We start from the raw sequence: 23382 nt of genomic DNA on the forward strand, positions 1-23382 counted from the left end.
TAGTGCCCCCAGAAGGGCCTGAAGATGTCTTTTACCGCGTATGGCCTGCTCACGATGCGTCGAGGCATGGGTGCGCGCGGGTCGATGACCTCCGTCTCGCCCAACTGCTGGTCCAGCAGCCGCTGCTCGATTTTGGCCAGCGTGTGCGAGACCACCAGGGCATTCGCCGGGCGGTCTCGCGGGTCCTTGGCCAGCATGGACATGACGAAGTTCATGAGTTGGTTGTCCACCGAGTCGGGCAGCGGCGGCACAGGGTCGTTGACGTGTGCTGCAGCGATGTCCACCGGGGTGGCGCCGGTGAAGGGCCGGTGCCCGCAGAGCCCCTCGTAGGCCACCACGCCCAGGGAGTAGATGTCGGACTGGGGCGTGGCCTGGAGGCCCTGGGCCTGCTCGGGCGAGATGTACTGGGCCGTGCCTACCACCATGCCGTCCTGGGTGATCTGCCCCTGGTTGGTGGAGTAGGAGACCCCGAAGTCGGTGATCTTGACCTCGCCGGTGTCGGAGACCATGATGTTGGCCGGCTTGACATCCCGGTGGATGACCCCGTGTGAGTGGGCCACGTAGAGCCCCCGGGCCGTCTGGATCAGGATAGGCAGCAGCTCGATGGGATCCAGGGCGCCCCGGTCCCGGTAAATGTCTGCCAGGGATTGGCTGGGCACGTATTCCATGATCAGGAATCCGATGCCATCGTGCTCGTAGTACTCGAAGAGGGCGGCGATGTTGGGGTGGGCCAGGTTGGCGGAATTGTGCGCCTCGGCCCGTAGCCGCAGCAACTTGGACTCCTCGTTGGTCAGGTCCTCGCGTAGGGCCTTGATGGCCACCACGCGGCCCAATTCGATGTCGTAGCCCTTCCAGACCTCGCCCATGCCCCCTTGGGCCAGGCGGCGGTCCAGACGGTACCGTCGATGGATGAGCTGTCCCTGTACTAGTTTCACTTGGCAGCCTCCTGCATGACGCGTTTCATGATCGGCCCGGCAATCTCCATGCCATAGGAGGAGACGCCATGCACCACGACGGCAACAGCCACCTTGGGGTTATCGGCCGGGGCGAATCCTACCATCCACCCGTCATTTGCCGTATTGCCTGCACCGATCTGAGCTGTGCCGGACTTGGCCGCCACCTGCATGCCGGGGATAGCCAGATTGGGGTAGCTTTTGGTGGTCACTGCTTCCATCATGGTGGTTAGGGCCTTGGCGGTGTCCGAGGAGAAGGCCTGCGAGTAAACCGAGGGCGTGGTCTCGCTGATGACGCTCAGATCGCTGGAGCGCACCCGATCAACCAGGGTCGGCTGCATGAGCTTGCCACCGTTGGCCACGGCGGCGGCGGTCATGGCCGCCTGCATGGGGGTGGACAGGGTGTCTCCCTGGCCGATGGAGGCCAGAGCGAGCCGGTCCTGGGACTGGTCCTCGGGGAACTTGGAGGCCACAGCCTTCATGGGTCGGCCTGTGGAGTTGGTTCCATCCAGGGTGATGGTGGAGCCGTAGCCGAATTTGCGTGCCTGCTCGGCTAGCGTCTTGCCGCCCAGGCTAACTCCCAGCTGGGCGAAGGCTGTATTGGAGGAGTATGCTAGGGCATTTTCCAAGCTGATCCGGCCGTTGGCTCCGTTGCCCGTGGTTGTGGCGTTGGTCAGGTTGTAGTTGGTGCCGGGCAGGGTGTATGAGGCCCCGGCCGGTAACTGGCTGTCGGGGTGGTACTGGCCGGACTCTAGGGCGGCCGCTGCCACGACCACCTTGAAGGTGGATCCGGGCGGATACAGTTGTGAGGTGGCCCGGTTGAGCATGGGGTTGTCAGAACGGGAGGCCAGCTTCTGGTAGGCCTGGGAGGCATCACCGCTGTCGTGGGCGGTCAGGTCGTCGGGGTTGTAGCTTGGCGTGCTGACCATGGTCAGGATGCGGCCAGTGGAGGGCTCGATAGCCACCACCGATCCGGACAGGTTGCCCAGCATGTCGTAGGCGGCCTCTTGCATCTTTGGATTGATGGAGGTCTCGATGGAGGCACCCTTGTTCTGGGTTCCAGTGAAGAGGGACTTGAGCCGGTCCATCCACAGGCTGTCCGATTGGCCGCTCAGCAGACGGTCGCGTGAAGCCTCGATTCCCCGGTCTGCTGGGCTTGTGATGGAGTAGTAACCGGTGATGGGCGAGTAGACGGCACCCTTGTGGTAGTGCCGTTGGTACTGGAAGGAGTCGTTGATGGGGTCGGACTGGGCCATGACGGCGCCGTCCGAGGTCAGGATGGCCCCTCTGGGTGCCGCGTACTCATGGTAGAGGGCGCGCAGATTGCGGGAGTCCGAGTTAAGGCTCCCTGCCCTGATCACCATGATGATGGAGCTGGAAAGCCCCAGGATGACGAAGAGGACGATGACGGCGTTGAAGAGTTGGCGCAGGGCCTTGTTCACTGTCCACCTCCTCGGACCTGGCGGACGGGGATGCGGCCGGTGGCTGGCAGGTCGGCCTCCTCATCCTGATCGGTCGGCTCGTCCGGCTCGGCATGACGACTGTGGGACTCTTCAGAGTCCGAGTCGTCCTGTCCGCTGCGCTTGCTGGTTTCCTGCTGGCGCAGGACGGCCAGGGCCTCATACTTGAAGGTGTCCGAGCTGACCTCCGGCGCAGGCTTGTTGGCCGCGTTGGAGATGATGATCAGCAGGACTGCCAGGATGCAGTTGGCCACCAGACTGGAGCCGCCTGCCGCCATGTAGGGCATGGTCAGTCCGGTCAGGGGGATGACCAGGGTGATGCCGCCCACCACGGTGAAGACCTGGAAGGCCATGGTGAAGACCAGACCGGAGGCCAGGAGCTTGCCGAAGCCATCCTTGATCTTCATGGCCGTGATCATGCCCGAGGCCACGATGACCAGGTAGAGGGCCAGGACCACAAGCAGGCCGCTCAGCCCCAGCTCCTCGCCCACGGACGTATAGATGAAATCGGAGTTGGCCAGGGGAGTGATCCAGGGGCGTCCCTGGCCCAGGCCGGTGCCGGTCAGTCCGCCGGCAGCCAGACCGAAGATGCCGCGCACCAGCTGGCCGGACCCGCCGAAGGCCTTGCCGAACTCAGCGTCGCTGAAGGGGTGCAGCCAGGCATCCACACGGGCACCCACATGTGCGAAGATCATAGAGGCGGCCACAGCCCCGATGACGAAGAAGACCGCGCCTATGGCGATCCAGCTGGTGCGGCCGGTGGCCACATAGAGCATGGAGACGAACATGGCGAAGTACATCAACGAGGTGCCCAGGTCATGCTGGATGACCAGGACGGCCAGCGAAATCAGCCAGACGATGATGATGGGGCCAAAGTCCTTGATCCGGGGCATCCGCATGCCCAGGAACTTCTTGCCGCCCACGGCCAGCTGGTCTCGGTGGTCGAACAGGTAAGCGGCGAAGAAGAAGGCCAGGAAGAGCTTAGCGAATTCGCCGGGTTGCAGGGTGTGTGACCCTATGCCTATCCAGATGCGGGCGCCACCGATCTCGCGGCCGATGCCGGGAAGCATGGGCGATAGGAGTAGGACCAGGCCCACCACCATGCTCACATAGGAGAAGCGGCGCAGCAGCCTATAGTCCCTGAGCAGTACCACCAGCAGCCCGCACAGGACCAGGGCCAGACACAGCCAGATCAGCTGGGTGAAGCCCACGCGTGTGGGCTGGCCGATCCGGGCGTTGCGCAAATCTATACGGGTGATCAGGGTAATGCCCAAGGAACTCAGGATGACGATGCTGGGCAGGATGGCCTGGCTACCGTAAGGCAGGAAAATCTCCAGCAGGACCCAGAGGGCGATGAAGAGGGCGGCGGTGACTGCCAGCAGGGCTGCGTAGTCACCGGGGAAGCGGCCCGCCGCACGGGCGAACATCTGGAAGAATCCGATGAACCCCACCAGCAGGGAGAAGAGCAGAAGGCCTATGCGGCGCAGACGGGTGATGATCATGATTACTGCCGCCCGCTCTGGTCGGTTTTCGACGGTGAGGGCGAGGCTGAGGGGGAAGTCGTCGCCTGGCCGGACTCGTCCTTGGTTTCCTTGGCCTGCTCGCGTTTGAGGTCGCCGGCCTCCTTCCGGATCAGACGGGCGTGCTCCTTGGCGTCGTCCATGCTGGAGACGGTGATGCCCTCTTCCAGTTGGTCACGCCAGGACTGGGGAAGCCCCTTGACGGCGATGTCCGTGGTCTGCACCGGGTGGGACAGCGAAAGGGCGAAAGCCTTGGTGGGCACGCCCTGGAAGATAACCACACGGCCCTGGTCCGTGCCCAGGTAGTACTGTTCCTGGCTCCAGCGGTAGGCAGCCGCCGTGCCTCCGGCCAGGGCAAGAATTACCAGGGTGATGATGCCGGCCAGGATCAGCCGAATCCGCCGATGCCGGGAGCGCTGGCGCTTGCGCTGCTCCAGGTGCTCCTTGTGGATGGCATCGGCCACGTCTGGATCGTAGGGATCGGCAGAGTCTGAGCCGTCCTTCTTGTGGACGATGGGGATCTCGCTGGTGTCGGGCACATGCCGTTCGCCGCTCTCCTCGCGGGCAGCCGAGGGCTGGGCGGTGCGGCCGTCATCATCCTCGTCCTCCTGCTTGCTGGCATCCCGATCCTGAGCCAGGTCGGCGGCCCGCTTGGCGGGAGACTCCCGGGACTCGTCGCGCAGGCGCGGTGCAGCTGCTACGGGCTCATCCAGGATGTCGGCCAGGGCCTCCAGGTTGGAGCTGGCCGCGCCACCGATCAGAGGAGTCTGATGGGGCAGGTCGAAGGCATCGGCGTCCAGGGCCAGTGTGGCGTCGGCGATGACCACGGTCACGTTGTCGGTGCTGCCAGCCTTGAGGGCGAAGGTGACCAGCTGCTGGGCGCACTCCGCCTGGTCCGAGACCGAGGACAGCACCTCGGCGATGGTCGAGTCCTCCAGAACGCCGCAGAGACCGTCCGAGCAGATCATCCAACGGTCTGCGGGCAGAGCCTTGGAAATGGAGATGTCCGGGCGGGGGTCGATGTCGAAGTCTCCCAGGACCCGCATGACCACGTTGCGCTGAGGATGGTTGCGGGCCTCGGCCGGGGAGATGCGGCCGGTGTCGATCAGGTGCTGCACGTAGGAGTGGTCCTGGGTCATCCGGATCAGCTTGCCCTCCCGCAGGAGGTAGCCTCGGGAGTCCCCGATATGGGCCAGCACCCAGGAGTCGTCGGCCAGAGCCAGGGCGGTGACCGTGGTGCCCATGCCTGAGAGCCGGTGTTCGCGCTTGGCCTTGCCCACGATGGCGTCATGGGCTGCGATGACTGAGGTCTCCATCATCCGAGCCAGGGACTGCACGTCCTGTTCCCGGTCGTCACGTTCGATGTGGGCCAGGGATCGGATGGCTATGGTCGAGGCCGTATCCCCGCCTGCGTGGCCGCCCATGCCGTCGCACATGGCCACCAGGCGCTCGCCGGCGAAAGCGGAATCCTGGTTGTTGCTGCGCACGTACCCCACGTCTGAAACCGCCGTGGAGTAGAGGAACAGCTTTTGGCTCGCATCGTTCCTGGTCATGGGCGGCTACCTCAACTCGAAGGTGGTGGCTCCGATGCGTACAGGAACCTCCGCCGGTAGGATTGTCGGCGCTGTGATTTTCTGCCCCGAGACGACGGTGCCGTTGGTGGACCCAAGATCTTCGATGGCCCATCGCCCCGATGCAGGGTCCTGGTAGACCCGCGCATGATGGCCGGAGACGAACTCGTCGTCCAGCACCAAGGTGTTCGAGGAAGAGCGGCCCAGAGTGATGGGACGTCCGGACAGCGGAGTGGAGGAGCCGGCCAGAGGTCCGTCGATGACCACAAGCAGGGAGGGATCGTCGTTTGCAGGCTCTGTCTTGCTGACTGGGGGGATAGGCACGGATTTGGCGGCCGCCGGCAGCTTGCGCTGGGCTGCGCGTTCACTGCGTCGACGGGTATGAGAAGTCTTGGGACTGAAGGTCTCGATGTCTTTGCGGAGTGAACGGATGGCCAGCCAGACGAATACCCATAGCAGAGCCAGGAATCCGTATTTGAGGATGGCGAATGTCAGTTCAGTCAGCATAATGATTCGACCTTACTTCAAGGTCTGGGCGACTTACGAATCCTGTTCCTGCGACGATGCCCAGTAGAGGATGCGGGTACGGCCGATGGTGATGGTATTGCCGTCCAGCAGAGTGGCCGCGGGAACCTGATGTCCCTCTACATAGGTGCCGTTGGTGGACCCCAGATCGCGGGCTACCACGCCCTTGTCGGTGATCTCGATCTGGAGATGTCGGCGGGAGATGCCTGCATCGTCGATGACGATGTCGCAGGAGGATCCGCGGCCGATGGTGGTGATGGGGGCGGTCAGCAGGTACTGGCGGCCGTTGATCTCCAGCACCGGGCAGTCCTTGGACTCTTCGGGAGTGGTGACGGGCGCCGCGTTGCCCTGGACCGACTCAGCAGATAGGTGGAAGTCACCCTTGTTCAGGTTGAGGTCCTCCTCGAAGATGACCACGACCGGGCCGACGAAGGCATAGTGCTGGCTTTCGGCGTACTTGGTCAGGTTGTCTGCCAGCTCGTTGGCCAGAGCCTCCGAACCCCACTGCTCGATGCGGTCAAAGTCTGGTGTGGATAGTCTGAATCGATACTCGTTGGGCGCCACGGTGCGGTCGCGACCGACGGGCATGGCCTGTGAGTCTATCTCACGCTCGAGGGCGCTCGACAGGTCGACGGGCTGTAGGTCCTTGGAGCCGAACTTCGAGAAGACACCGTTAACGGCGCCTTCCACGCTCTTCTCGAAACGATCGAGAACGCTCATAGTCATCCCTTTCCATATAACCCTTTCATAGTACGTGACCCTGCCGGAAGGGGGTAATGAGCGGTCGGATGCTTGCAATTTCTCCAATGAAGAGGTTCAAACGACCCGCGACTGCAAGGTATGAGCAAGTATGAATAAGGCCCGTGGCCACAATGGACCAGGGGCCTTTGAACTTCGATCATCAATGGGTCAGGCCGAAGCCTGCCGACTCACAGAGCCAGCTTGCGACGCAGTCCCAGAGTGATGCCGGCAGCCAAGCAGAGCCCAGCGGCGATGGCCAGAGGAGCCACGGTGTCAGCGCCGGTCTTGGCCAGATTGTTGTTGTCGCTCTCGGTGTTCTTCTTGGCAGGATCCTTGGCTGGATCCTTGGCGGGAGCCTTGTCATTGTCCTTGGCAGGCTTCTTGGTGTCGTCAACCGGAGTTGTCTGACCAGGCTTAACAGGCTGGGTGGGAGCGGCCGCCTTAGTGTACCTGGCTACGAAAGTAGTATCTTCGGAAAAGATGGTCGTGGGGTCGAAAGCTTTGCCGCCTTCAGCAGCAAACCATCCATCAAAAGTGTAGCCGGGGTAGATGGCTGGGTTACCAGGCTGTGCAACCAGCTTGTGGCCATCTTCCGTCTGCAGCTTCTGCTCAACAGGCTTGCTGTTGTCGTCACGTGGATCCTTGCTAAGGAAAGTGACGATGTTTGGCTGGTCCCAACGCGCGTAGACAGTGGTGTCGGCGGTGAAAGGGTTGTTGAAGTCCACTTCGTCGGAGGCCATAGCGGGATAGGTCCATCCGGCAGCCTTCCAAGGCTTCTCTTCAGTCTGCAACTCTTTCATGTAGTCAGGCAGTACTGCCTTGGGGATTGACTCGGAATCCAACTTGCCGTTTGCGTCGGTCTGTCGTGTCTCTCCTGTGGTCGAAGTCCAATCGCTAACGAATGTGATTGTGTAGGGAGCGGCCTTGGTCTCCGGCTCTTTGTTACCTTCCACAGCCTGGGCCACGGTTGGCAGCAATGCCAATCCTCCTGCCAGTGTGGCGCCAGCGGCGAGCACTGCGCATGCGCGTTTAAAACGAACCATGATATTCATTGGTTACCTCTATTTTCTCTGTTGTTTTTGTTCCTCGGGTAACAGCTCGAAGCGTCCTGCCTTGACACACCTCACTACGAGGAACTGGCGTCATCGGCCAAGCCTTTGGCGATGACACAGTAAAACTTTATCGCAAGAAATAGTCATTGACTGATAATCGTTCAAAAACCAAGTTATTAAGTAGGATAAAATATTGCTGTATAAGAATAATCAGTGGTTGAAGCTCGTTGGAACAGCAGCAGTAGTTGAGACTAATCGAATTCCCCTTTGGCTCTTGGGCGCTTATCATCGTGGCAGACGCATGGTCATGGGGATCATGTCAGAGATATTCGAGGAGCGAGCATGGCCGAAGAGGTGGATCGGGCGATGGAGGCATATCCGCGGGCCAAGGCCCGGACCCTGCGGTTTACGTTGGGTGCGCCACGGTCGGCCCTGGCGGTGGGGGACGGTTCACGAGCCGTCTTCCTGCGCTCCGACGGGCCTGAGGACCTGGTGACTGGGCTCTGGCTGTCTGTCTTTGACCAGGAAGGCCGACACCATGAGGTGCTCCTGGCTGACCCTAGGACTCTGCTGGAGGATGCGGATCAGGAACAGGTGCCAGCCGCCGAGCTGGCTCGCAGGGAGCGCTCGCGAGAAGGCGGCGAGGGCATTGTTGATTACAGCGTGGATGCTGCCGGGGACCGGGTGGTCTTTGCCTTGGGTGGCCGGCTCTGGCTGTCGCTGATAGCCACTGATGGTCTCACCGCCTCCACACGGGCCCTGAGCTTGGAAGACGGTGATTCGGCTGCGCTTAATCCCGCCATCAGCCCGGACGGTACTATGGTGGCCTATACGACTGGTGACCGGCTAATGGTGGTCTCCATTGGGCAGGATGCCGGACAAGACCGAGAACGGGCTGTTCTCGCCTTGCGCCCTGGCACTGATGATCGGATGAAGCTGGGGCTGGCCGAGTTCGTGGCCGGCGAGGAGATGGACCGTTACCAGGGGTTCTGGTGGTCGCCGGATTCCCGGGCCCTGCTGGTCGAGCACACTGATTCCTCCGATGAGCCGATCTGGTACATCAGCGATCCGGCCAATCCCCAGGTCGGACCGCGCGCCCGGCGGTATCCCCAGGCTCTGACTGCCAATGCTCGCGTCGGGCTGAGCCTGGTCCTCCTGGGCCAGGATGACGCCGACCCCTGGGTGGGCGAGGTGGACTGGGACCATCGGGCCTTCGAGTACCTGGCCGTGGTCCGCTGGCAGGAGGGGCATCGGCCCCTGCTGCTGGTTCAGAACCGTCGACAGACTGAGGACAGAATCCTGGATGTGCAGGTGCCGGATGCCCGTCAGGGTTTGGAGCCGGGGCAGAATATGACCTTGCTTGATCCCGAGGCGGCACCCAAGGTGGCCACCAGGGTGCTGCAAAAGCATGACAACGACCAGTGGATCGACCTGGTGCCCGGGCTGCCGGCTTACCAGCCCCAGGGCGGGCTGGTGGATGCCTTTATCGACACAGAAACCGACACCACGCGGCTGCGTCTTGATGGAAAGGTCTTCTCTCCAGCGGGCTGCCAGGTTCGGCAGGTGCTGTCTGTGGAGGATCGCGATGTGCTGGCGGTGGTCTCCACCGACCCCCGCAGCTTCGATCTGATGCGCCTGAGCTATGACGGTTCCATCCATGTGCTCAACCGTCTGCCCGGAGTGTGGTCCGCCTCGCGAGCCGGACACGGCATTGTAGTCAGCGGCCGGACCATGGCTTCGGCGCAGGGACAGGTGCGGCACTGCTATCTGGGGGCTGATGGGGATCTGGACCGCCTGGGTGCTGAAGGACTGGGTCTGGTGGGCGAAGCTCGCCCGGACAGCAGCGCTAGGCAGACTGGCGAACCCGTACGGCCGGAGCATCAGGATCGTCCTGATCGTCGGGCCGTGGATACAGGTCATATCAATAGCCAGGGGGCTATGAGCGCTGTCCTGGCCGACACCAGTAGCGATCCCGGGTTCACCCCCAACGTGGACTTCGTGCGCATGGGGCAGCACGAGCTGTTCGCAGCCATCGTCAGACCCTCTGAATCCAGCCCCTACGCCAGCGCTGACAGCCTGCCCGTCCTGCTCAAGCCCTACGGCGGGCCAGGTGCCCAGCAGGTGGTCTTCAACCAGTCCTACTACTGGGAGTCCCAGTGGTGGGCCGATCAGGGCTTCCTGGTCCTGACCGCCGACGGCCGGGGCACGCCTGGTCGTGGTCCTGTCTGGGATCGGGCCATTTTTGAGGACATGGCCCAGGTGACGCTGGACGACCAACTCGAGGTTCTGGAGGCCCTGCCGGACTTCGCTCCTGAGGCCGACCTGGGGCATGTGGCCATGATCGGCTGGTCCTATGGCGGCTTCCTGTCGGCCCTATCGGTTCTGCGGGCTCCCGACCGAATCCATGCGGCCTGCGCGGGTGCCCCGCCCACGGACTGGACTCTTTACGACACCCACTACACCGAGCGCTATCTGGGCATGGATCCGGCCGTCTACCGCCGTAACGGGATCATCGATGATGCCCCCTCGCTGCGTCGTCCGCTGATGCTGATCCATGGGTTCGCCGATGACAACGTCTCCGTGGCCAACACCCTGAGGCTCTCCGGCGCTCTGATGGCGGCTGGACGTCCCCATACGGTCCTGCCGCTGACCGGCATCACCCACATGACCAACGATGAGACCGTGGCCGAGAACCTGCTTATTCTGCAGCGGGACTTCCTGCGGGACGCTCTCAAGAACAAGACTGACTGACAGATAGGCTGCTTGGGCTAACGCTCTACTGGCGGTTGCTTCCGCTAGATTGGGGTTGTGCATATCCAACGAAAGCCTGACCAGGCTCCAGGGCCCAACCGCGGATTCCAGCTTTCCCGCAGCTGGGGTCTGGCGGTCTCGGTGCTCTGCCTGGGCCTGCTGGTCGGACTTTCTTCGGGGTTGCTGGCTAGATTTTTTGAGCTGACCCAGGTCGGCCTGTTAGATTTCGCTGAGACTCCAGGGGCACCCACGGCTGATGCGGTGCCGCCGATCAGAAGGCTGGCCTCGGTGACCCTCGCCGGACTGGTGGCTGGTCTGGTCTGGGCCTGGCTGCGGACGAGGACCAGGCTGGTTCCATCGGTCGGCCAGGCCGTCAAGGGCGCGCCTATGCCCCCGGGGCAGACCGTGGTTCATGTGCTCACCCAGATTTTCTTTGTGGCTGCTGGGGGCTCCATCGGCAGGGAGGTGGCCCCTCGCGAGGCCGGGGCTCTACTGGGCGGTCTCTGGACCAGGATGGGACGGCGGCTGGGGCTACGTGACCAGGACGGTCCGCTGCTGGTCGCTTCGGCTGCTGGTGCGGGATTCGCCGGCATTTACATTGCGCCGCTGACTGGTGCCTTCTTCGGCATTGAGGTGCTGCTGCGGCGGGTGGATGCCGAAGTGGTGACGGTCAATCTGGCCATGTCGGCTCTGGCTACTCTGGTCGGAGGATCCATCAAGGGGTTTGCCCCTTACTATAAGGTCGGCTCCGAGCCCTTCCGGCCTTGGCTTATGGCGGTAGTCTTGCTGATCGGACCGGTCATGGGACTGCTGGGGGCTGGATTCCGGCGGATGACCTCCTGGGCAGAGGCCCATAGAACCACTGGCCCTGCCGCCATTTGGCAGCTGACGGGGGTAGCCCTGCTGACTGGCCTGGTCGCCTTGGTCGTCCCACAGGTGATGGGCAATGGCCGGGCTCTGGCCCAGATGGGCATGGATCAACGCCTGCCTGTCGGATTCTCTGGGCTCCAGCTGGCTCAGTCACTAGCCCTCTTGGTCCTCTTCGCTCTGGTCAAGGCTCTGCTGACCACAGCCACCATCCGTGCCGGGGCCTTCGGCGGTACTCTGACACCTTCCATAGCTTTGGGATCCGCTACGGGCGCTGTATTGGGCCTATCGCTGGCTTACCTTCTGCCTGGCCTGCCGGTCTGGCAGTGTGCCGTTATTGGCGCCGCCTCCCTGCTGGCCGCCTCCCAGCAAGCTCCGCTCATGGCCATGGCCATGCTGATGGAGGTATGCCACCTGCCGGTCATGGCCTTCATGCCCATGGGTCTTGCCGTTGCCCTGTCGATGGCGGTCTCACATCTGTTCGTGGTCAAGGCATAAACCGTCGTCGAGAGCCCTTGTCGTCCTGACAGTCCGGCCTTGCGTGATGCCGAAAGATTCTGTTCTTACTCATATACGATGAAACCACTATTGGTCGTATGTCTGCTCTACTGCCTCCAGGCTTGCATGGGCATTCACGATCAGCTGACCGGTCTGGGCCAGTAAGGAAGGGTGGCTATACTCGGGCCGGACGTAGGTCCCGGGAGGATGCAGCCAATCCGAGTGGAGCAGGCCAGTGCCGTGATCCCCCGGACAGACAAGAAGGAGGTGCCTGGCGGTGAAGACCGTGTTGGCCATCTTCAGGCGAGATCTCTGGCGGATACTGCGCAATCCCGTGGCCTTGGTTGTGACCATCGGCGTGGCCGTGCTGCCCTCCCTCTATGCCTGGTTCAACATCATGGCCCTCTGGGATCCCTACAGCAATGTCAAGAACCTCCCTGTGGCGGTTGTCAGCATGGATCGAGGGGCACAATCCGCGGAAACCGGCAGGATCAACGCCGGTAGATCAGTCATTCAGGAGCTGCGCGGCAATAAAAGCCTGGGCTGGAAGTTCATGGATGATGACCAGAGGGCCATCGACGAGGTCCACTCGGGCCAGTGCTATGCGGCCATCATCATCCCTGAACGGTTCAGCGCCGACCTGGTCGGCATCGTCGAGGGGACCGGGAACAGGCCTGCTCTGAACTATTACGTCAATGAGAAGAAGAACGCCATCGCCCCCAAGGTGACCGACACCGGCGCATCCACCATCGACCAGGAGATCAACGCGGTCTTCGTCTCGGCCGTCAGTGATGCGCTGGCAGGGAAGGTCTTGCAGACCGCTGGCGATGCACAGGGTGCGGCCGAGCAGAGCCGCAGCCAGGTGGTGGGCGACCTGGGGGACATCATCGGCCAGCTGGATCGTACGGACAGCCAGCTTGGCCGAATCGGTTCCACCATGGGCCAGGCTCGGCAGACCGTGGCCGGCTCCAAAAAAGACATCAAGAACCTGCAGAGTCAGATTTCTGCCACCCAGGCCACCCTGAGCAAGGCCCAGGACCACATGACCAGGACCCGCGACGACAGCCTTCGCTTCTCCTCTGCCCTGAACCAGGCCCTGGCGGACGGGTCAGTGCGACTGTCCAGTGCGGCCACTGATGTGAATACGGTGGCGGGCGGGATCACCGCCGATCTGAACGCCACCCAGGACAAGGTGGACCGGGTCAATTCCGGCCTGGGCCAGCTGGTCGACGCCAACGGGAAGGCCGTGGACCGGCTCCAGTCGGGCCTTGACCAGTCCGGACTGCATCCTGGGGATCCGGCCTACGAGATCATCCAGCGGCAGATCGACGATCTGAAAAAGACCAACCAGCAGCAGAAGGCATCCCTGGATGCTTTCAAGAAGAACTCCTCGACAGCTCTGGACTCGGGCAAGCAGGCCGCATCGGACCTGAGCTCGGCCATGACCGACACCGGCGACATAGGCATCAAGGCCCTAACTGCGGCCAGCCAAAGCCTGACGGGGGCCACCATGCCCAACCTCCTTACCGGGCTGGACAACCTCAACGCCTCCAATGGCTCGCTTCAGGGCGCCCTGAGTAGTCTGTCCACCACGGCCGCCCAGACCGACACCCTGCTGGATCAGCTGGATTCCACCATTGGCCAGGCCCAGTCGACCCTGTCTACTACCAGGACCTCTCTGGTCTCGGTTAGGTCCGACCTGGAGAGGGTTCGGACCGATGTGGCTGCTCTGGGGTCCTCGGCTGCCTGGAACCGGATGTCCCAGACCCTAGGGTTGAGCCCGGAATCCTTCGGGAAGGCCATGGCCTCGCCGGTGGAGCTGGCCTCGCACACGGTTTATCCGGTCAGCAACTATGGGTCATCCGTGGCGCCCTTCTATACCAATCTGGCCCTCTGGGTGGGCGGGTTCATCCTGATAGCCATCTACAAGCTGGAGGTTGACAAGGAGGGCATCCGCAAGTGCACCGCTACCCAGGCCTACCTGGGCCGCTGGCTTCTACTGGTCTTCGTCGGCTTCTTCCAGGCACTGATCGCTACAGTGGGCGACCTGATGCTGGGCATCCAATGCCATCAGCCGGCCCTGTTCGTCCTGGCCGGGGTCTTCGCCTCCTTCGTCTATATCAACATCATCTATGCACTGGCCGCCTCCTTCAGACACATCGGCAAGGCACTGGCTGTGGTTCTGGTCATCCTGCAGATACCTGGGTCCTCGGGCATGTATCCCATCGAGATGATGCCTGACTTCTTCCGCAATCTGAACCCCTGGCTGCCCTTCACCTATGGGATCAATGCCATGCGTGAGACCATCGGCGGCATGTACGGCAACCACTATTGGCAGGACATGCTCCACGTTTTCTGGTACCTGCCGGCGGCCTTGCTGATCGGACTGGTGGTGCGGCGGTACCTACTCAACCTGAATGCCCTCTTCGACCGGCGGCTCGGTGCAACCGATCTGATGCTGACCGAGCAGAACCATTCTGCTGACCGTCGTCTGAGCCTGGACAGCCTGGCCCGCTCCATCCTGGGCGAGGGCGACTACCGTGCCGTCATAAGGCGGCGGGCGCATCGTTTCCTGGCCCTCTATCCAACGCTGATCCGGGCTGGTCTGGCCTTGGTCCTGCTGCCGGTCCTCTTCCTTATCCTGCTCTTCAGCACCGAGGCCAAGATCGTCATGCTGATCGCCTGCATCGCATCCATCATTCTGATCGACGCCTATCTGATCATCGTCGAGTACATCTGCGACAGCTATGTGCAGCAGTTGGGCCTGACCGAACGTCCCGGCATGGACTTCCATAACCTGATTCGTCCGCGCAGGCAGGGTCCTTCGGCCATGACCAGGTTGACTACGGCCGTGCGCGAATCAGTCCTGAATCGCGATGAGGAGGACGCTCCCGAGGATGGTGACCGCCGATGAGGAACATCTGGAGGATTCTGCGCAAGGACCTGGCTGATGCCACCAGCAACGTCATCGCTATCATCGTCCTGATGGGACTGATCATCGTCCCGGCCCTCTATGCCTGGTTCAACATCGCCGCCAGCTGGGACCCTTACAAGAACACCAAGGCCATCAAGGTGGCCGTGGCCAACACCGACAAGGGGTACAAGTCCGACCTGATCCCGATCAAAATCAACGTGGGAGAGACGGTCACCAGTACTCTGCGGGCCAACGACCAGCTGGATTGGAGGTTCGTCAACCGCGACCAGGCCCTGGACGGGGTGCGCTCAGGCGAGTACTACGCTGCCATCGTCATCCCCAAGGATTTCAGTGCGGACATGATGACCCTCTTCTCGCAGGATGTGAAGCACGCCAACCTTGAGTACTACCTGAATGAGAAGAAGAACGCCATTGCTCCCCATGTCACCGAACAAGGGGCCGACACTGTGGCCACGACCATCGACAAGACCTTCGTCAAGACCGTGGGTCAGGTGGGGATTGACCTGGCCAGCCAGGTCTTCACCTACTCCCAGAGCTCCCAGGTTCAGGATTATCTGGCCAGGACGACCAGCCACATCGACCAGATGTCACAGCGGCTGACCACCGCCTCCAGCCAGGTGAATGCCTATGCGGGCCTTCTGGACTCCTCCGGAAAGATGATTGACTCCACCGGCAGGATCCTGGGCCGATCCGACTCCGCCATGGCCGATGCCAGGAAGGCCCTGAACCAGGGAACCAAGGGGTCCAAGGATCTGGGCAAGTCCCTCTCCGGGTCGGCCCAGGCGGTCGACGCGGCCCTTGACCAGGCCTCGGGCGCCTATGACACCATCGGTTCCAAGATCGACGATGCCTTCGACAAGGTGGGCCAGCAGAGCGATGCCGTCAGCAGTCAGCTGAGCGATCTGAGCCAACGGATCAGAGACTCGGCGGCCGACTACGACCGGATGATCGCCAGCCTGGAGGATTTGCGCAGCACTGTGGAATCCGACTCCAATCTGACAGCGGAGCAGCGCCAGGCTCTTCTGACCGCCATCGATCAGGCCCAGGCCGGAATGCGCGCAGCCCAGGCAGCCCAGCGCGACCTGGCAGACCGGATCAGCCAGGCCTCTCAGACAGCCAAGGAAGGCAAGGACAAGCTGGGCGGGCAGCGGCAGGATCTGAAGAACAGAATCGCCCAGGCCCGCGCCTCGGTGGATCAGGTCCGCAACCAATACCGTAAGGATCTGAAGCCTCGCCTGGACGATCTGGCTTCCTCCATGGACACCGTGGTCACCTCGACCGATCGGCTGCTGACGGGCCTGGATGGGACCGTCAAGGGCGCCTCTGGGCTGACGGGACCTATGACCAATGACATCAGCCAGGCCAAGGACCAACTGGGTGAGATCTCTCAGCGTCTGGACCAGGCATCCAAGCGGCTGAATGACCTGGGGGGACACCTGACCCAGGCTTCGCAGGGCAAAGACACCCAGGAGGCCAAATCCCTGCTGAGTGGGGATTCCGAAACCCTGGCCGCACTTCTGTCCTCGCCGGTCGGCATCCATCGGCATGCGGTCTTCCCCGTCATGAACTACGGGTCGGCGATGACCCCCTTCTACACCATCCTTTCCATCTGGGTGGGTGCCACCATTTTGGCAGCCATGATGAAGGTGGCCCTGTCAGACAAGAAGAAGGCCTTCGTCCTGCACTTGGACTCCCTACAGGATGCCTGGAAGAGGGCCGATGACTTGGATGAGGATTCCGAGGGCCGCCGCTCCTGGGGAGCTTTCCGCCCCGAGTCACCGGGCAATGCCCGTCGCTTTGGCCTGCAGCTCTACCAGGAGTACTTCGGCAGATTCGCGGTCTTCGCCTTGCTGGCCATCCTCCAGGGCTGCCTCATCGCCCTGGGAGATCTCTTCTATTTGAAAGTCCAGTGCGTCCATCCGCTGATGTTCGTGCTGGTGGCGGTATTCGCCTCATTCGTCTTCATGAATCTGATCTACACCTTGGTCGTCTCCTTCGGTGACATCGGCAAGGCTATTGCTGTCATCCTCCTGGTCATGCAGGTGGCCGGCTCGGGCGGCACCTTCCCCATGGAGACTCTGCCCGGCTTCTTCCAAGGGGTCTATCCCTTCCTGCCTTTCGTCCACGCCATCGGGGCCATGCAGTCGGCTGTTGCCGGAGCCTACGGTATGGAGTTCTGGCGGGAGATGGCCATCCTGGCTCTCTTCCTTGTGCCTTCGTTGCTGTTGGGGCTGGTCCTGCGCAAGCCTGTCATCCGCCTCAATGACTGGATCGTCAGAAACCTTGAGAGCACGCGGCTCATGTAGGGCCGAGTCCAACAGAAGGTGGTATAGGGTGAGAGCATGAGCGTCCAACTGGTTGAGGAGCGCCGCTACGACCAAATCATGGAGGATCGCGTCCTTCCTGACCTGGCCTCCTGTCGCAGTGACGGATGGATGATCTCCCATGACGGCGGCGAGGACGGGGGAACCTTGTTGGACAAGGCCCATCTCAGCGGGGTGGATCCTTCCCGGCTTCTGCATTACGTCTGCTATGACAGGACGCTTTTCCGTCAGGGTGCGGTGGAGTCTGGATCAGCTCGCGTGCGCGGGGCTGTAATCATCTCCTTCGGTTTTTCGGAATTCGCCGACAAGTATCAAGAGATGGCCTGGTACTTCCTTATGCAGGGGTACTCCGTCTGCATTCCCGAGCATTGGGGGCACGGTTTCTCCGGCCGGGGCGTGAACGATCCCAGTCTGATCTGGGTGGATCATTGGCATCGGTATGTGGCGGATCTAGCTGCCTTCTGCTCGCAGGTGGGCCAGCAATATGCCCAGGACAAGCCCATGGTGCTCTATGCCCATTCCATGGGCGGCGGTATAGCTGCGAGGATGCTGGAAACCTTCCCCTCTCTTATTGATAAGGCGGTCCTGTCATCGCCGATGATTGCACCGCGGACCGGATTCATGCCCTCGGTGGCCTGGACTGCAGCCAATGCAGCCTGCATGATGGGCCGCTCTCGCAGCATGGTCCCGGGATTCGGACCGTTTCGTCCCGAATTGGACATGGGCAAGTACCCCAACGGCAGCCAGGCTCGGGTGTCCTGGACCCATAAGTTGCGAGCCAAGGAGCTGCACTACCAGACCAGCGCCGCCACCTTCGGCTGGGTCAGGGAGAGCCTGGAGATGAGCCGGGCCATACTGCGACCCGACAGGTGCAGTCGGGTGGAGACCCCTCTGCTGCTTTTCCAAGCACAGCCTGACCGATTTGTACTGCCGATACCCCAGAACCGTTTTGTCGACCAGGTCCAGCAGGGTGGCTGCCAGGCTACGCTGGTGCGTGTCCCGGGCAGCATGCACGAGCTCTACCAGATGCCCGACAAGGTTCTGAGGCCTTACTTGGAGCGCATCTTCGACTTTCTTGACCAGCCCTGGCAGCTCGCTGACGACCGCTGATCAGACGAAGAACGCACGATCCTACTTGTTGAGCACCTTCTCCGGGTCGGCGTCGAAGGTATCGACGCAGTTCTGAGAGCAGAAGTAGTAGGTCTTGCCCTGGTAGTCGCGCTTGGCTGCAGCTGTGTTGGGGTCGATGGTCATGCCGCAGACCGGGTCGGTGACCTTGTCCGTCGCTGCCTGATCCTGCTGCATGTCGTCATGATGATGGAAGAGTCCCATCTCATTTCCTTTCTCTTGGTTGTGTTCTTGGTGGTTGGAAATACTGAGGTCCCTGGTCAGGGCATCCATGTCGATCGGCCTGGTCTCCTTGATCGGTCTGGCCTTCAGGGGTGTGTGCCGAAGCCGGTTGGCGTTGAGCACCACTGACAGGGAGGAGAAGGCCATGGCTGCGCCGGCGATCATGGGGTTGAGCAGGAGGCCGATGAAGGGGTAGAGCACGCCGGCGGCGATGGGGATGCCCAGGCCGTTGTACCCGAAGGCGAACCAGAGGTTCTGATGGATGTTGCGCATGGTCGCTGCTGAGAGGTCGATGGCCTTGACGGCCGCGTTCAGGTCGCCCGAGACCAAGGTCACGTCGGCGGACTCGATGGCCACGTCCGTTCCGGTGCCGATGGCCATGCCCAGGTCGGCCTGGGCCAGGGCTGGGGCGTCGTTGATGCCGTCGCCGATCATGGCCACCTTGTGCCCCTGGGTCTGAAGGGCCTTGACGATGCTCGCCTTGTCCTCGGGATGGATCTGTGCCACCACCCGGGTGACTCCCACCTGGCTCCCGACCTGCTCGGCGGTGCCCTGGTTGTCGCCGGTCAACATGATGGTCTGGATGCCACGCTCGTTCATGTCGTGGATGGCCTGCTTGGAGCCGGTTTTGACCTGGTCGGTCACTGCCAGGACCCCGGCAAGCTTGCCGTCGATGGCTACGAAGATGGTCGTGCGGCCATGATCCTCCCAGCTACGGGCAGTGTCCAAGAGGGATTGCGCGCCAGCCTGGTCCGCTATTTCGTTCTCAAGTTCGATTCCCTTGCCCTCGAGCAGTCTGCGGTTGCCGACAAGAACATGCGGGGTTCCTCTGTCTGCCTCGAAGGAGCCGGAGGGGAAGGTCGCATCGATGCCAGCGCCGGTAACCGAGTCGAAGTCCTTGGCCGGGACCAGCTCCAGGTTGCGGTCCTTGGCAGCCTGGACGATGGCCTGGGCCAGGGGGTGCTCGGAATTGCTCTCGGCGCTCGCGGCCGCCTTGATCAGCAGGCCTTCATCCATCCCCTGCACGCTCTGGACATCAGCCAGTTCAGGTCGGCCCTGGGTGATGGTGCCGGTCTTGTCGAGGACGATGGTGTCGACGTCATGCGCTCCCTGCAGGGCCTCCGCCGACCGGTAGAGCACGCCGGCACGGGCGCCACGTCCGGTGCCGATCGTCACGGACAGGGGGGTGGCCAGGCCCAGGGCGCAGGGGCAGGCGATGACCAGGACGGAGACCGCCGCCACGATTCCATATACGCCGCGGGGTATGGGGCCGAACGCCCACCAGGCCACGAAGGTCCAGAGCGCCACCAGGATGACCCCGGGAATGAAGATGGACGATATGCGGTCGGCCAGTTTCTGGATGGGTGCCTTGGAGGTCTGGGCCGTCTTGACCAGCCGGATGATCTGGGCCAGAACCGTGTCCTGCCCAACCTGGGTGGCCTTGTAGCGCAGGGAGCCTGTGCCGTTGACGGTGGCTCCGACCAGGGAATCGCCCTCCTGCTTGAGGACGGGCATGGGCTCGCCGGTCACCATGGATTCGTCCACTGAGGATGATCCGGAGATGACCCGGCCGTCCACCGGCAGCTTCTCGCCCGGATGGACCTGAATCACGTCTCCGACGGCCACATCGTCGACGGCGATCTCCTGGGTGGCCTCCCTGCCGTCCTGGCCGGTCCTCACCACGGTGGCGGTCTTGGGCCTCAGCCCGACAAGGGCGCGGATGGCATCGCCGGTGCCGCGCCGGGCCCGTGCCTCCAGGATCTGGCCGAGGATCATCAGGGTAATGATGGTGCCCACGGCCTCGTAATATGGTTCGCGGCTTCCCTCAGGCAGGAGTTGCGGGGCCACGGTGACCACCAGTGAATACAGGAAGGCTGTGGCAGTGCCCAGGGCGACCAGGGAGTTCATCTCCGGGGCCCGGTGTGCCAGGGCCAGCCACCCGGTGCGGTGGATGGGCCAGCCCGAGTAGAACATAACCGGCAATATCAGGACCAGCTGGACCCAGGGGTTCATCAGAATGTGGGGCATGGGCAGGAACATGCCGAACATGGCCGGGATGAAAACCGGGAGCGTGAAGACCAGGGCTACGATGAATCGTCTGGTCAGGTCACGGATTTCTGCTGTGCGCTCCTGGTCGGCCTCGTCCTGGTCGCTGCCGCCATTGGGCTGGGCGGACTTGGTGGATTCGGCGGCCTCGGCCTGTGAACGCTCGTCTTGTGACTGGCTACTTTGTGCTTGTTCGGATTGTGCCTCGGCACCGCCGGTCGTCGGTCCATCGGTGGCCCGGAGCATCCCGTGGAGCATGTTCATCCCGCAGGCGAAGGGATAGTCGCCAGCCTTGGGAGGGGTCAGCTGGATGGTCGACGTTTGAAAGGCGGGCAAGGTCTTGTCGATATTGAAGTCATTGAAGACCACGTGTGAGGAGCATTCCCCGCTCTCCTGGCGGTCGAAGACCAGCTTGACCGGCCGTCCGGCCTGAACCTGGATCAGCTGAGGGCTGTATCCGCCCTTGACTGTGATGTGGACGGTCTGGACGCCGCCCTCATCCTTGGCCTGGGTGGCCTTTCTGGGCGCGAAGAAGTACCAGATGATGCCCGCCGTGATGGCCAGGGCTGCGATGAGGACCAGGATGCTGCTCATGTGCCTCACTATACCCCCCAGGGGTATACTGATAGTGAATTTCGAGATGGGTTTCATGGGAACGGGTCGGTCCCGGCTCCGCCATGAAGGCCATGGAGCGAACAGGAATGGAGTAAACCTTGCCCGGATATGCCAAGGACAAAAAGCGGACCATCACCAGACTCCGGCGTGTCGAGGGCCAGGTCAGGGCCATTGAGCAGATGGTCGAGTCGGACACCTACTGCATCGACATCCTCACCCAGATCGCAGCCTCGACCAGCGCCCTGAAGTCGGTGGCTCTGACCCTGTTGGACGACCACATGAACCACTGCGTCCGTGAGGCTGCCGAAAAGGGAGGCGAGGAGGCCGACGAGAAGATGCAGGAGGCTTCCGATGCCATTGCCCGCCTGGTCCGCTCCTAGCAACCCTCGTCAGCCAGGCCTAATCCGCCCGGGAATAGCAGTCCATAAGCAACGGGTATAGGCATTCTTCCGGGAATCGCTGGACTTCCGTCTCTTTCCTGTTAGATTGAACCCCAACCCTAGGCCGTTTGGCCCTGGGGAGGAGAGCTCGATGAGGGAGAGGCAATGTCGGAAACAGGTTGGGATTGGGCGGCCCTGATAGTGGTCGTCATTCTCTTTGCAGGGCTGGCCCTGCTGAGCAGGAGGACCAAGGTCAATTTCAGTTGGCGGGTCATCATAGCGACGGTGCTGGGAATCCTGGTGGGTGTGGGCTTCTCAGGTCACACGACCTATGTGGGGGCATTCGGTAACGTCTGGTCCGAGGTCATATCGGCCCTCGTGGTGCCCCTCCTGCTCTTCAGCATCATCGCCAGCATCAGCCGCATCGGCGGGTCAGGTCGGTTGAAGAACATCAGTGTGAAGACCATCGTTCTGCTCATGGTCAACACCTTCACAGCCGCCGTGATCGCCCTGGTTCTGGGGCTGCTCTTCCAGGTCGGCAAGGGGTTCAACCAGGCCCTGCCCAAGGGGGCCAAGCCTCACGAGGTGCCGGGAGTGCTCGATACCCTGATCGGCCTCTTCCCTTCGAATTTGGCGGAAAACTGGGCCCAGAACCAGGTCATTCCCGTCGTTATCTTCGCCATCCTCCTGGCGGTCTCTCTGAACAAGGCTGCCTCAACCCCGCGCGGCGAGCAGAGCGTGGCCCCCTTCAAGGCTTTCGTGGAAGCCGGCAATGTGGTCCTGTCCAAGGCCACCCAAATCGTGGTCGGCTTCACCCCCTATGCGGTCCTCTCCCTGATCGCAGCCGCCATTGGTCGCAGCAACCTGAAGAGCCTTCTGCCCCTGCTGGCTGTTCTATTGGTGGCCTACCTGGGTCTGGCCATTCAGCTCTTCCTGGTCCAACCCCTGATCCTGGCCCTGGTCGGCAGGGTCAATCCTCTGCCTTTCTTCCGCTCCCTTTGGCCGGCGGGCGTGGTGGCCTTCACCTCCGAGAGCAGCATCGGCACCATTCCTGTTACGGTCCGTCAGCTGCGCTCTGCCGGCGTTCCCGAAGAGACGGCTTCCTTCGTGGCCAGTCTGGGAGCCAATCTAGGCATGCCCGGATGCGCCGGACTCTGGCCTGTTCTCTTGGCGGTCTTCGCCATCAATGCTCAGGGAATTCCTTACTCCCCCCTGCGTTTTGCCCTCCTGATCGTCTTTGCTCTGGTGGTTTCCGTGGGAACGGTGGGTGTGCCAGGCACAGCCACGATCACCGCCACCTCTCTCTTCACGGCGGCTGGCCTGCCCGTACCCTTCATCGCTATCATGCAGCCTATTTCTCAGATTGTGGATATGGGCCGCACGCTGGTGAATGTGGCCGGTGCCGCCAACACGGCAGTCATCGTGGCCAGGACCGAGAACGAGCTGGACCTTGACCTCTACAAGGGTCGCGAGGTCTTCGACGACCAGGATATTGAATGACATCGAATGACTGGTCTCTATAACATTGCAAGCCGTATGGTCGGGCGGCAGGCGGCAAGAGGATGAACCATCCTGTCCCGACCTGTAGCTGTCGGGATATCGAGTAGTCCGAACAGCCACGGTTGTCATCGGACCAATAAAAAATGTCTTCGACCGACATCAGTCAGCCGAAGACATTTTCATTTCTTCGTGCGAACGGAGGGAGTTGAACCCTCACGAGCATCAGCTCACTGCCACCTGAAGACAGCGCGTCTACCATTCCGCCACGTTCGCAGACAACTGGAAAGGTTAGCA

General features: G+C 62.1%; 14 protein-coding genes, 1 tRNA gene and 1 pseudogene. 7 read left to right on the forward strand and 9 right to left on the reverse strand.

Annotation, left to right across the window (positions count from 1 at the left end):
• Positions 1 to 104 precede the first annotated feature (104 nt).
• From DKK74_RS00345 to DKK74_RS00375, 7 genes and pseudogenes are all read right to left on the reverse strand, one after another.
• Positions 105 to 935, reverse strand: a pseudogene (locus tag DKK74_RS00345) (serine/threonine-protein kinase); the annotation flags it as partial.
• A complete protein-coding gene (locus DKK74_RS00350) occupies positions 932 to 2395 on the reverse strand; it encodes a peptidoglycan D,D-transpeptidase FtsI family protein (RefSeq protein WP_110412279.1) in 1464 nt (487 codons plus the stop codon). The gene DKK74_RS00350 and the pseudogene DKK74_RS00345, both read right to left, overlap by 4 nt.
• Positions 2392 to 3915 carry an FtsW/RodA/SpoVE family cell cycle protein gene (locus tag DKK74_RS00355; RefSeq protein WP_110412280.1) on the reverse strand — a complete coding sequence of 508 codons (1524 nt, stop codon included), beginning with the start codon at positions 3913 to 3915 and terminating at the stop codon, positions 2392 to 2394. Before DKK74_RS00355 ends, DKK74_RS00350 begins: the two co-directional genes overlap by 4 nt.
• A 2-nt stretch (positions 3916 to 3917) precedes the next feature.
• The gene (locus tag DKK74_RS00360; protein WP_110412281.1) at positions 3918 to 5486 is read right to left on the reverse strand and encodes a BofC C-terminal domain-containing protein; all 1569 of its coding nucleotides are present in this window, start codon (positions 5484 to 5486) and stop codon (positions 3918 to 3920) included.
• 6 nt (positions 5487 to 5492) lie between these two features.
• On the reverse strand, positions 5493 to 6011 hold the full coding sequence (locus tag DKK74_RS00365) for an FHA domain-containing protein FhaB/FipA (protein ID WP_110412282.1): 519 nt from the start codon (positions 6009 to 6011) through the stop codon (positions 5493 to 5495).
• Positions 6012 to 6044: 33 nt separating this feature from the next.
• The gene (locus tag DKK74_RS00370; RefSeq protein ID WP_015021121.1) at positions 6045 to 6749 is read right to left on the reverse strand and encodes an FhaA domain-containing protein; all 705 of its coding nucleotides are present in this window, start codon (positions 6747 to 6749) and stop codon (positions 6045 to 6047) included.
• A 209-nt stretch (positions 6750 to 6958) separates the two neighbouring features.
• A complete protein-coding gene (locus DKK74_RS00375; protein ID WP_110412778.1) occupies positions 6959 to 7822 on the reverse strand; it encodes an InlB B-repeat-containing protein in 864 nt (287 codons plus the stop codon).
• A gap of 342 nt (positions 7823 to 8164) precedes the next feature.
• Here DKK74_RS00375 and DKK74_RS00380 point away from each other — a divergent pair, with 342 nt between their 5' ends.
• From DKK74_RS00380 to DKK74_RS00400, 5 genes are all read left to right on the forward strand, one after another.
• Positions 8165 to 10573 (forward strand): S9 family peptidase, encoded by a 2409-nt coding sequence (locus DKK74_RS00380; RefSeq protein WP_110412283.1) that lies wholly within the window; start codon positions 8165 to 8167, stop codon positions 10571 to 10573.
• A gap of 57 nt (positions 10574 to 10630) precedes the next feature.
• On the forward strand, positions 10631 to 11938 hold the full coding sequence (locus DKK74_RS00385) for a chloride channel protein (protein WP_219997330.1): 1308 nt from the start codon (positions 10631 to 10633) through the stop codon (positions 11936 to 11938).
• Positions 11939 to 12215: 277 nt separating this feature from the next.
• Positions 12216 to 14852 (forward strand): YhgE/Pip domain-containing protein, encoded by a 2637-nt coding sequence (locus DKK74_RS00390; RefSeq protein ID WP_110412284.1) that lies wholly within the window; start codon positions 12216 to 12218, stop codon positions 14850 to 14852.
• The gene (locus tag DKK74_RS00395; RefSeq protein WP_110412285.1) at positions 14849 to 17179 is read left to right on the forward strand and encodes a YhgE/Pip domain-containing protein; all 2331 of its coding nucleotides are present in this window, start codon (positions 14849 to 14851) and stop codon (positions 17177 to 17179) included. The genes DKK74_RS00390 and DKK74_RS00395 overlap by 4 nt, the downstream gene beginning before the upstream one ends.
• Positions 17180 to 17215: 36 nt before the next feature.
• Entirely contained in the window at positions 17216 to 18307 is a 1092-nt protein-coding gene (locus DKK74_RS00400) for an alpha/beta fold hydrolase (RefSeq protein WP_110412286.1), read from the forward strand.
• A 21-nt stretch (positions 18308 to 18328) separates the two neighbouring features.
• Here DKK74_RS00400 and DKK74_RS00405 read toward each other — a convergent pair whose 3' ends face one another.
• On the reverse strand, positions 18329 to 21187 hold the full coding sequence (locus DKK74_RS00405) for a heavy metal translocating P-type ATPase (protein WP_110412287.1): 2859 nt from the start codon (positions 21185 to 21187) through the stop codon (positions 18329 to 18331).
• 119 nt (positions 21188 to 21306) lie between these two features.
• On the opposite strand from DKK74_RS00405, the gene DKK74_RS00410 reads away from it, so the two are divergent.
• Both DKK74_RS00410 and DKK74_RS00415 read left to right on the forward strand, forming a co-directional pair.
• Positions 21307 to 21588: a metal-sensitive transcriptional regulator gene (locus DKK74_RS00410; RefSeq protein WP_110412288.1), complete on the forward strand. Its 282-nt coding sequence runs from the start codon at positions 21307 to 21309 to the stop codon at positions 21586 to 21588.
• Positions 21589 to 21753: 165 nt separating this feature from the next.
• The gene (locus tag DKK74_RS00415) at positions 21754 to 23088 is read left to right on the forward strand and encodes a dicarboxylate/amino acid:cation symporter (RefSeq protein ID WP_110412289.1); all 1335 of its coding nucleotides are present in this window, start codon (positions 21754 to 21756) and stop codon (positions 23086 to 23088) included.
• A gap of 190 nt (positions 23089 to 23278) precedes the next feature.
• On the opposite strand, the gene DKK74_RS00420 is transcribed toward DKK74_RS00415, so the two are convergent.
• Positions 23279 to 23361: transfer RNA gene (locus tag DKK74_RS00420), tRNA-Leu, on the reverse strand.
• Positions 23362 to 23382: the final 21 nt, after the last annotated feature.

Source organism: Bifidobacterium asteroides (assembly GCF_003202755.1).
GTDB lineage: Bacteria > Actinomycetota > Actinomycetes > Actinomycetales > Bifidobacteriaceae > Bombiscardovia > Bombiscardovia asteroides_F.

Coding starts and splice junctions, on each gene's coding strand:
- DKK74_RS00355 (WP_110412280.1), bottom strand. CDS start 3,915: ATGATCATCACCCGTCTGCGCCGCATAGGCCTTCTGCTCTTCTCCCTG.
- DKK74_RS00360 (WP_110412281.1), bottom strand. CDS start 5,486: ATGACCAGGAACGATGCGAGCCAAAAGCTGTTCCTCTACTCCACGGCG.
- DKK74_RS00365 (WP_110412282.1), bottom strand. CDS start 6,011: ATGCTGACTGAACTGACATTCGCCATCCTCAAATACGGATTCCTGGCT.
- DKK74_RS00370 (WP_015021121.1), bottom strand. CDS start 6,749: ATGAGCGTTCTCGATCGTTTCGAGAAGAGCGTGGAAGGCGCCGTTAAC.
- DKK74_RS00375 (WP_110412778.1), bottom strand. CDS start 7,822: ATGAATATCATGGTTCGTTTTAAACGCGCATGCGCAGTGCTCGCCGCT.
- DKK74_RS00380 (WP_110412283.1), top strand. CDS start 8,165: ATGGCCGAAGAGGTGGATCGGGCGATGGAGGCATATCCGCGGGCCAAG.
- DKK74_RS00395 (WP_110412285.1), top strand. CDS start 14,849: ATGAGGAACATCTGGAGGATTCTGCGCAAGGACCTGGCTGATGCCACC.
- DKK74_RS00400 (WP_110412286.1), top strand. CDS start 17,216: ATGAGCGTCCAACTGGTTGAGGAGCGCCGCTACGACCAAATCATGGAG.
- DKK74_RS00405 (WP_110412287.1), bottom strand. CDS start 21,187: ATGAGCAGCATCCTGGTCCTCATCGCAGCCCTGGCCATCACGGCGGGC.
- DKK74_RS00415 (WP_110412289.1), top strand. CDS start 21,754: ATGTCGGAAACAGGTTGGGATTGGGCGGCCCTGATAGTGGTCGTCATT.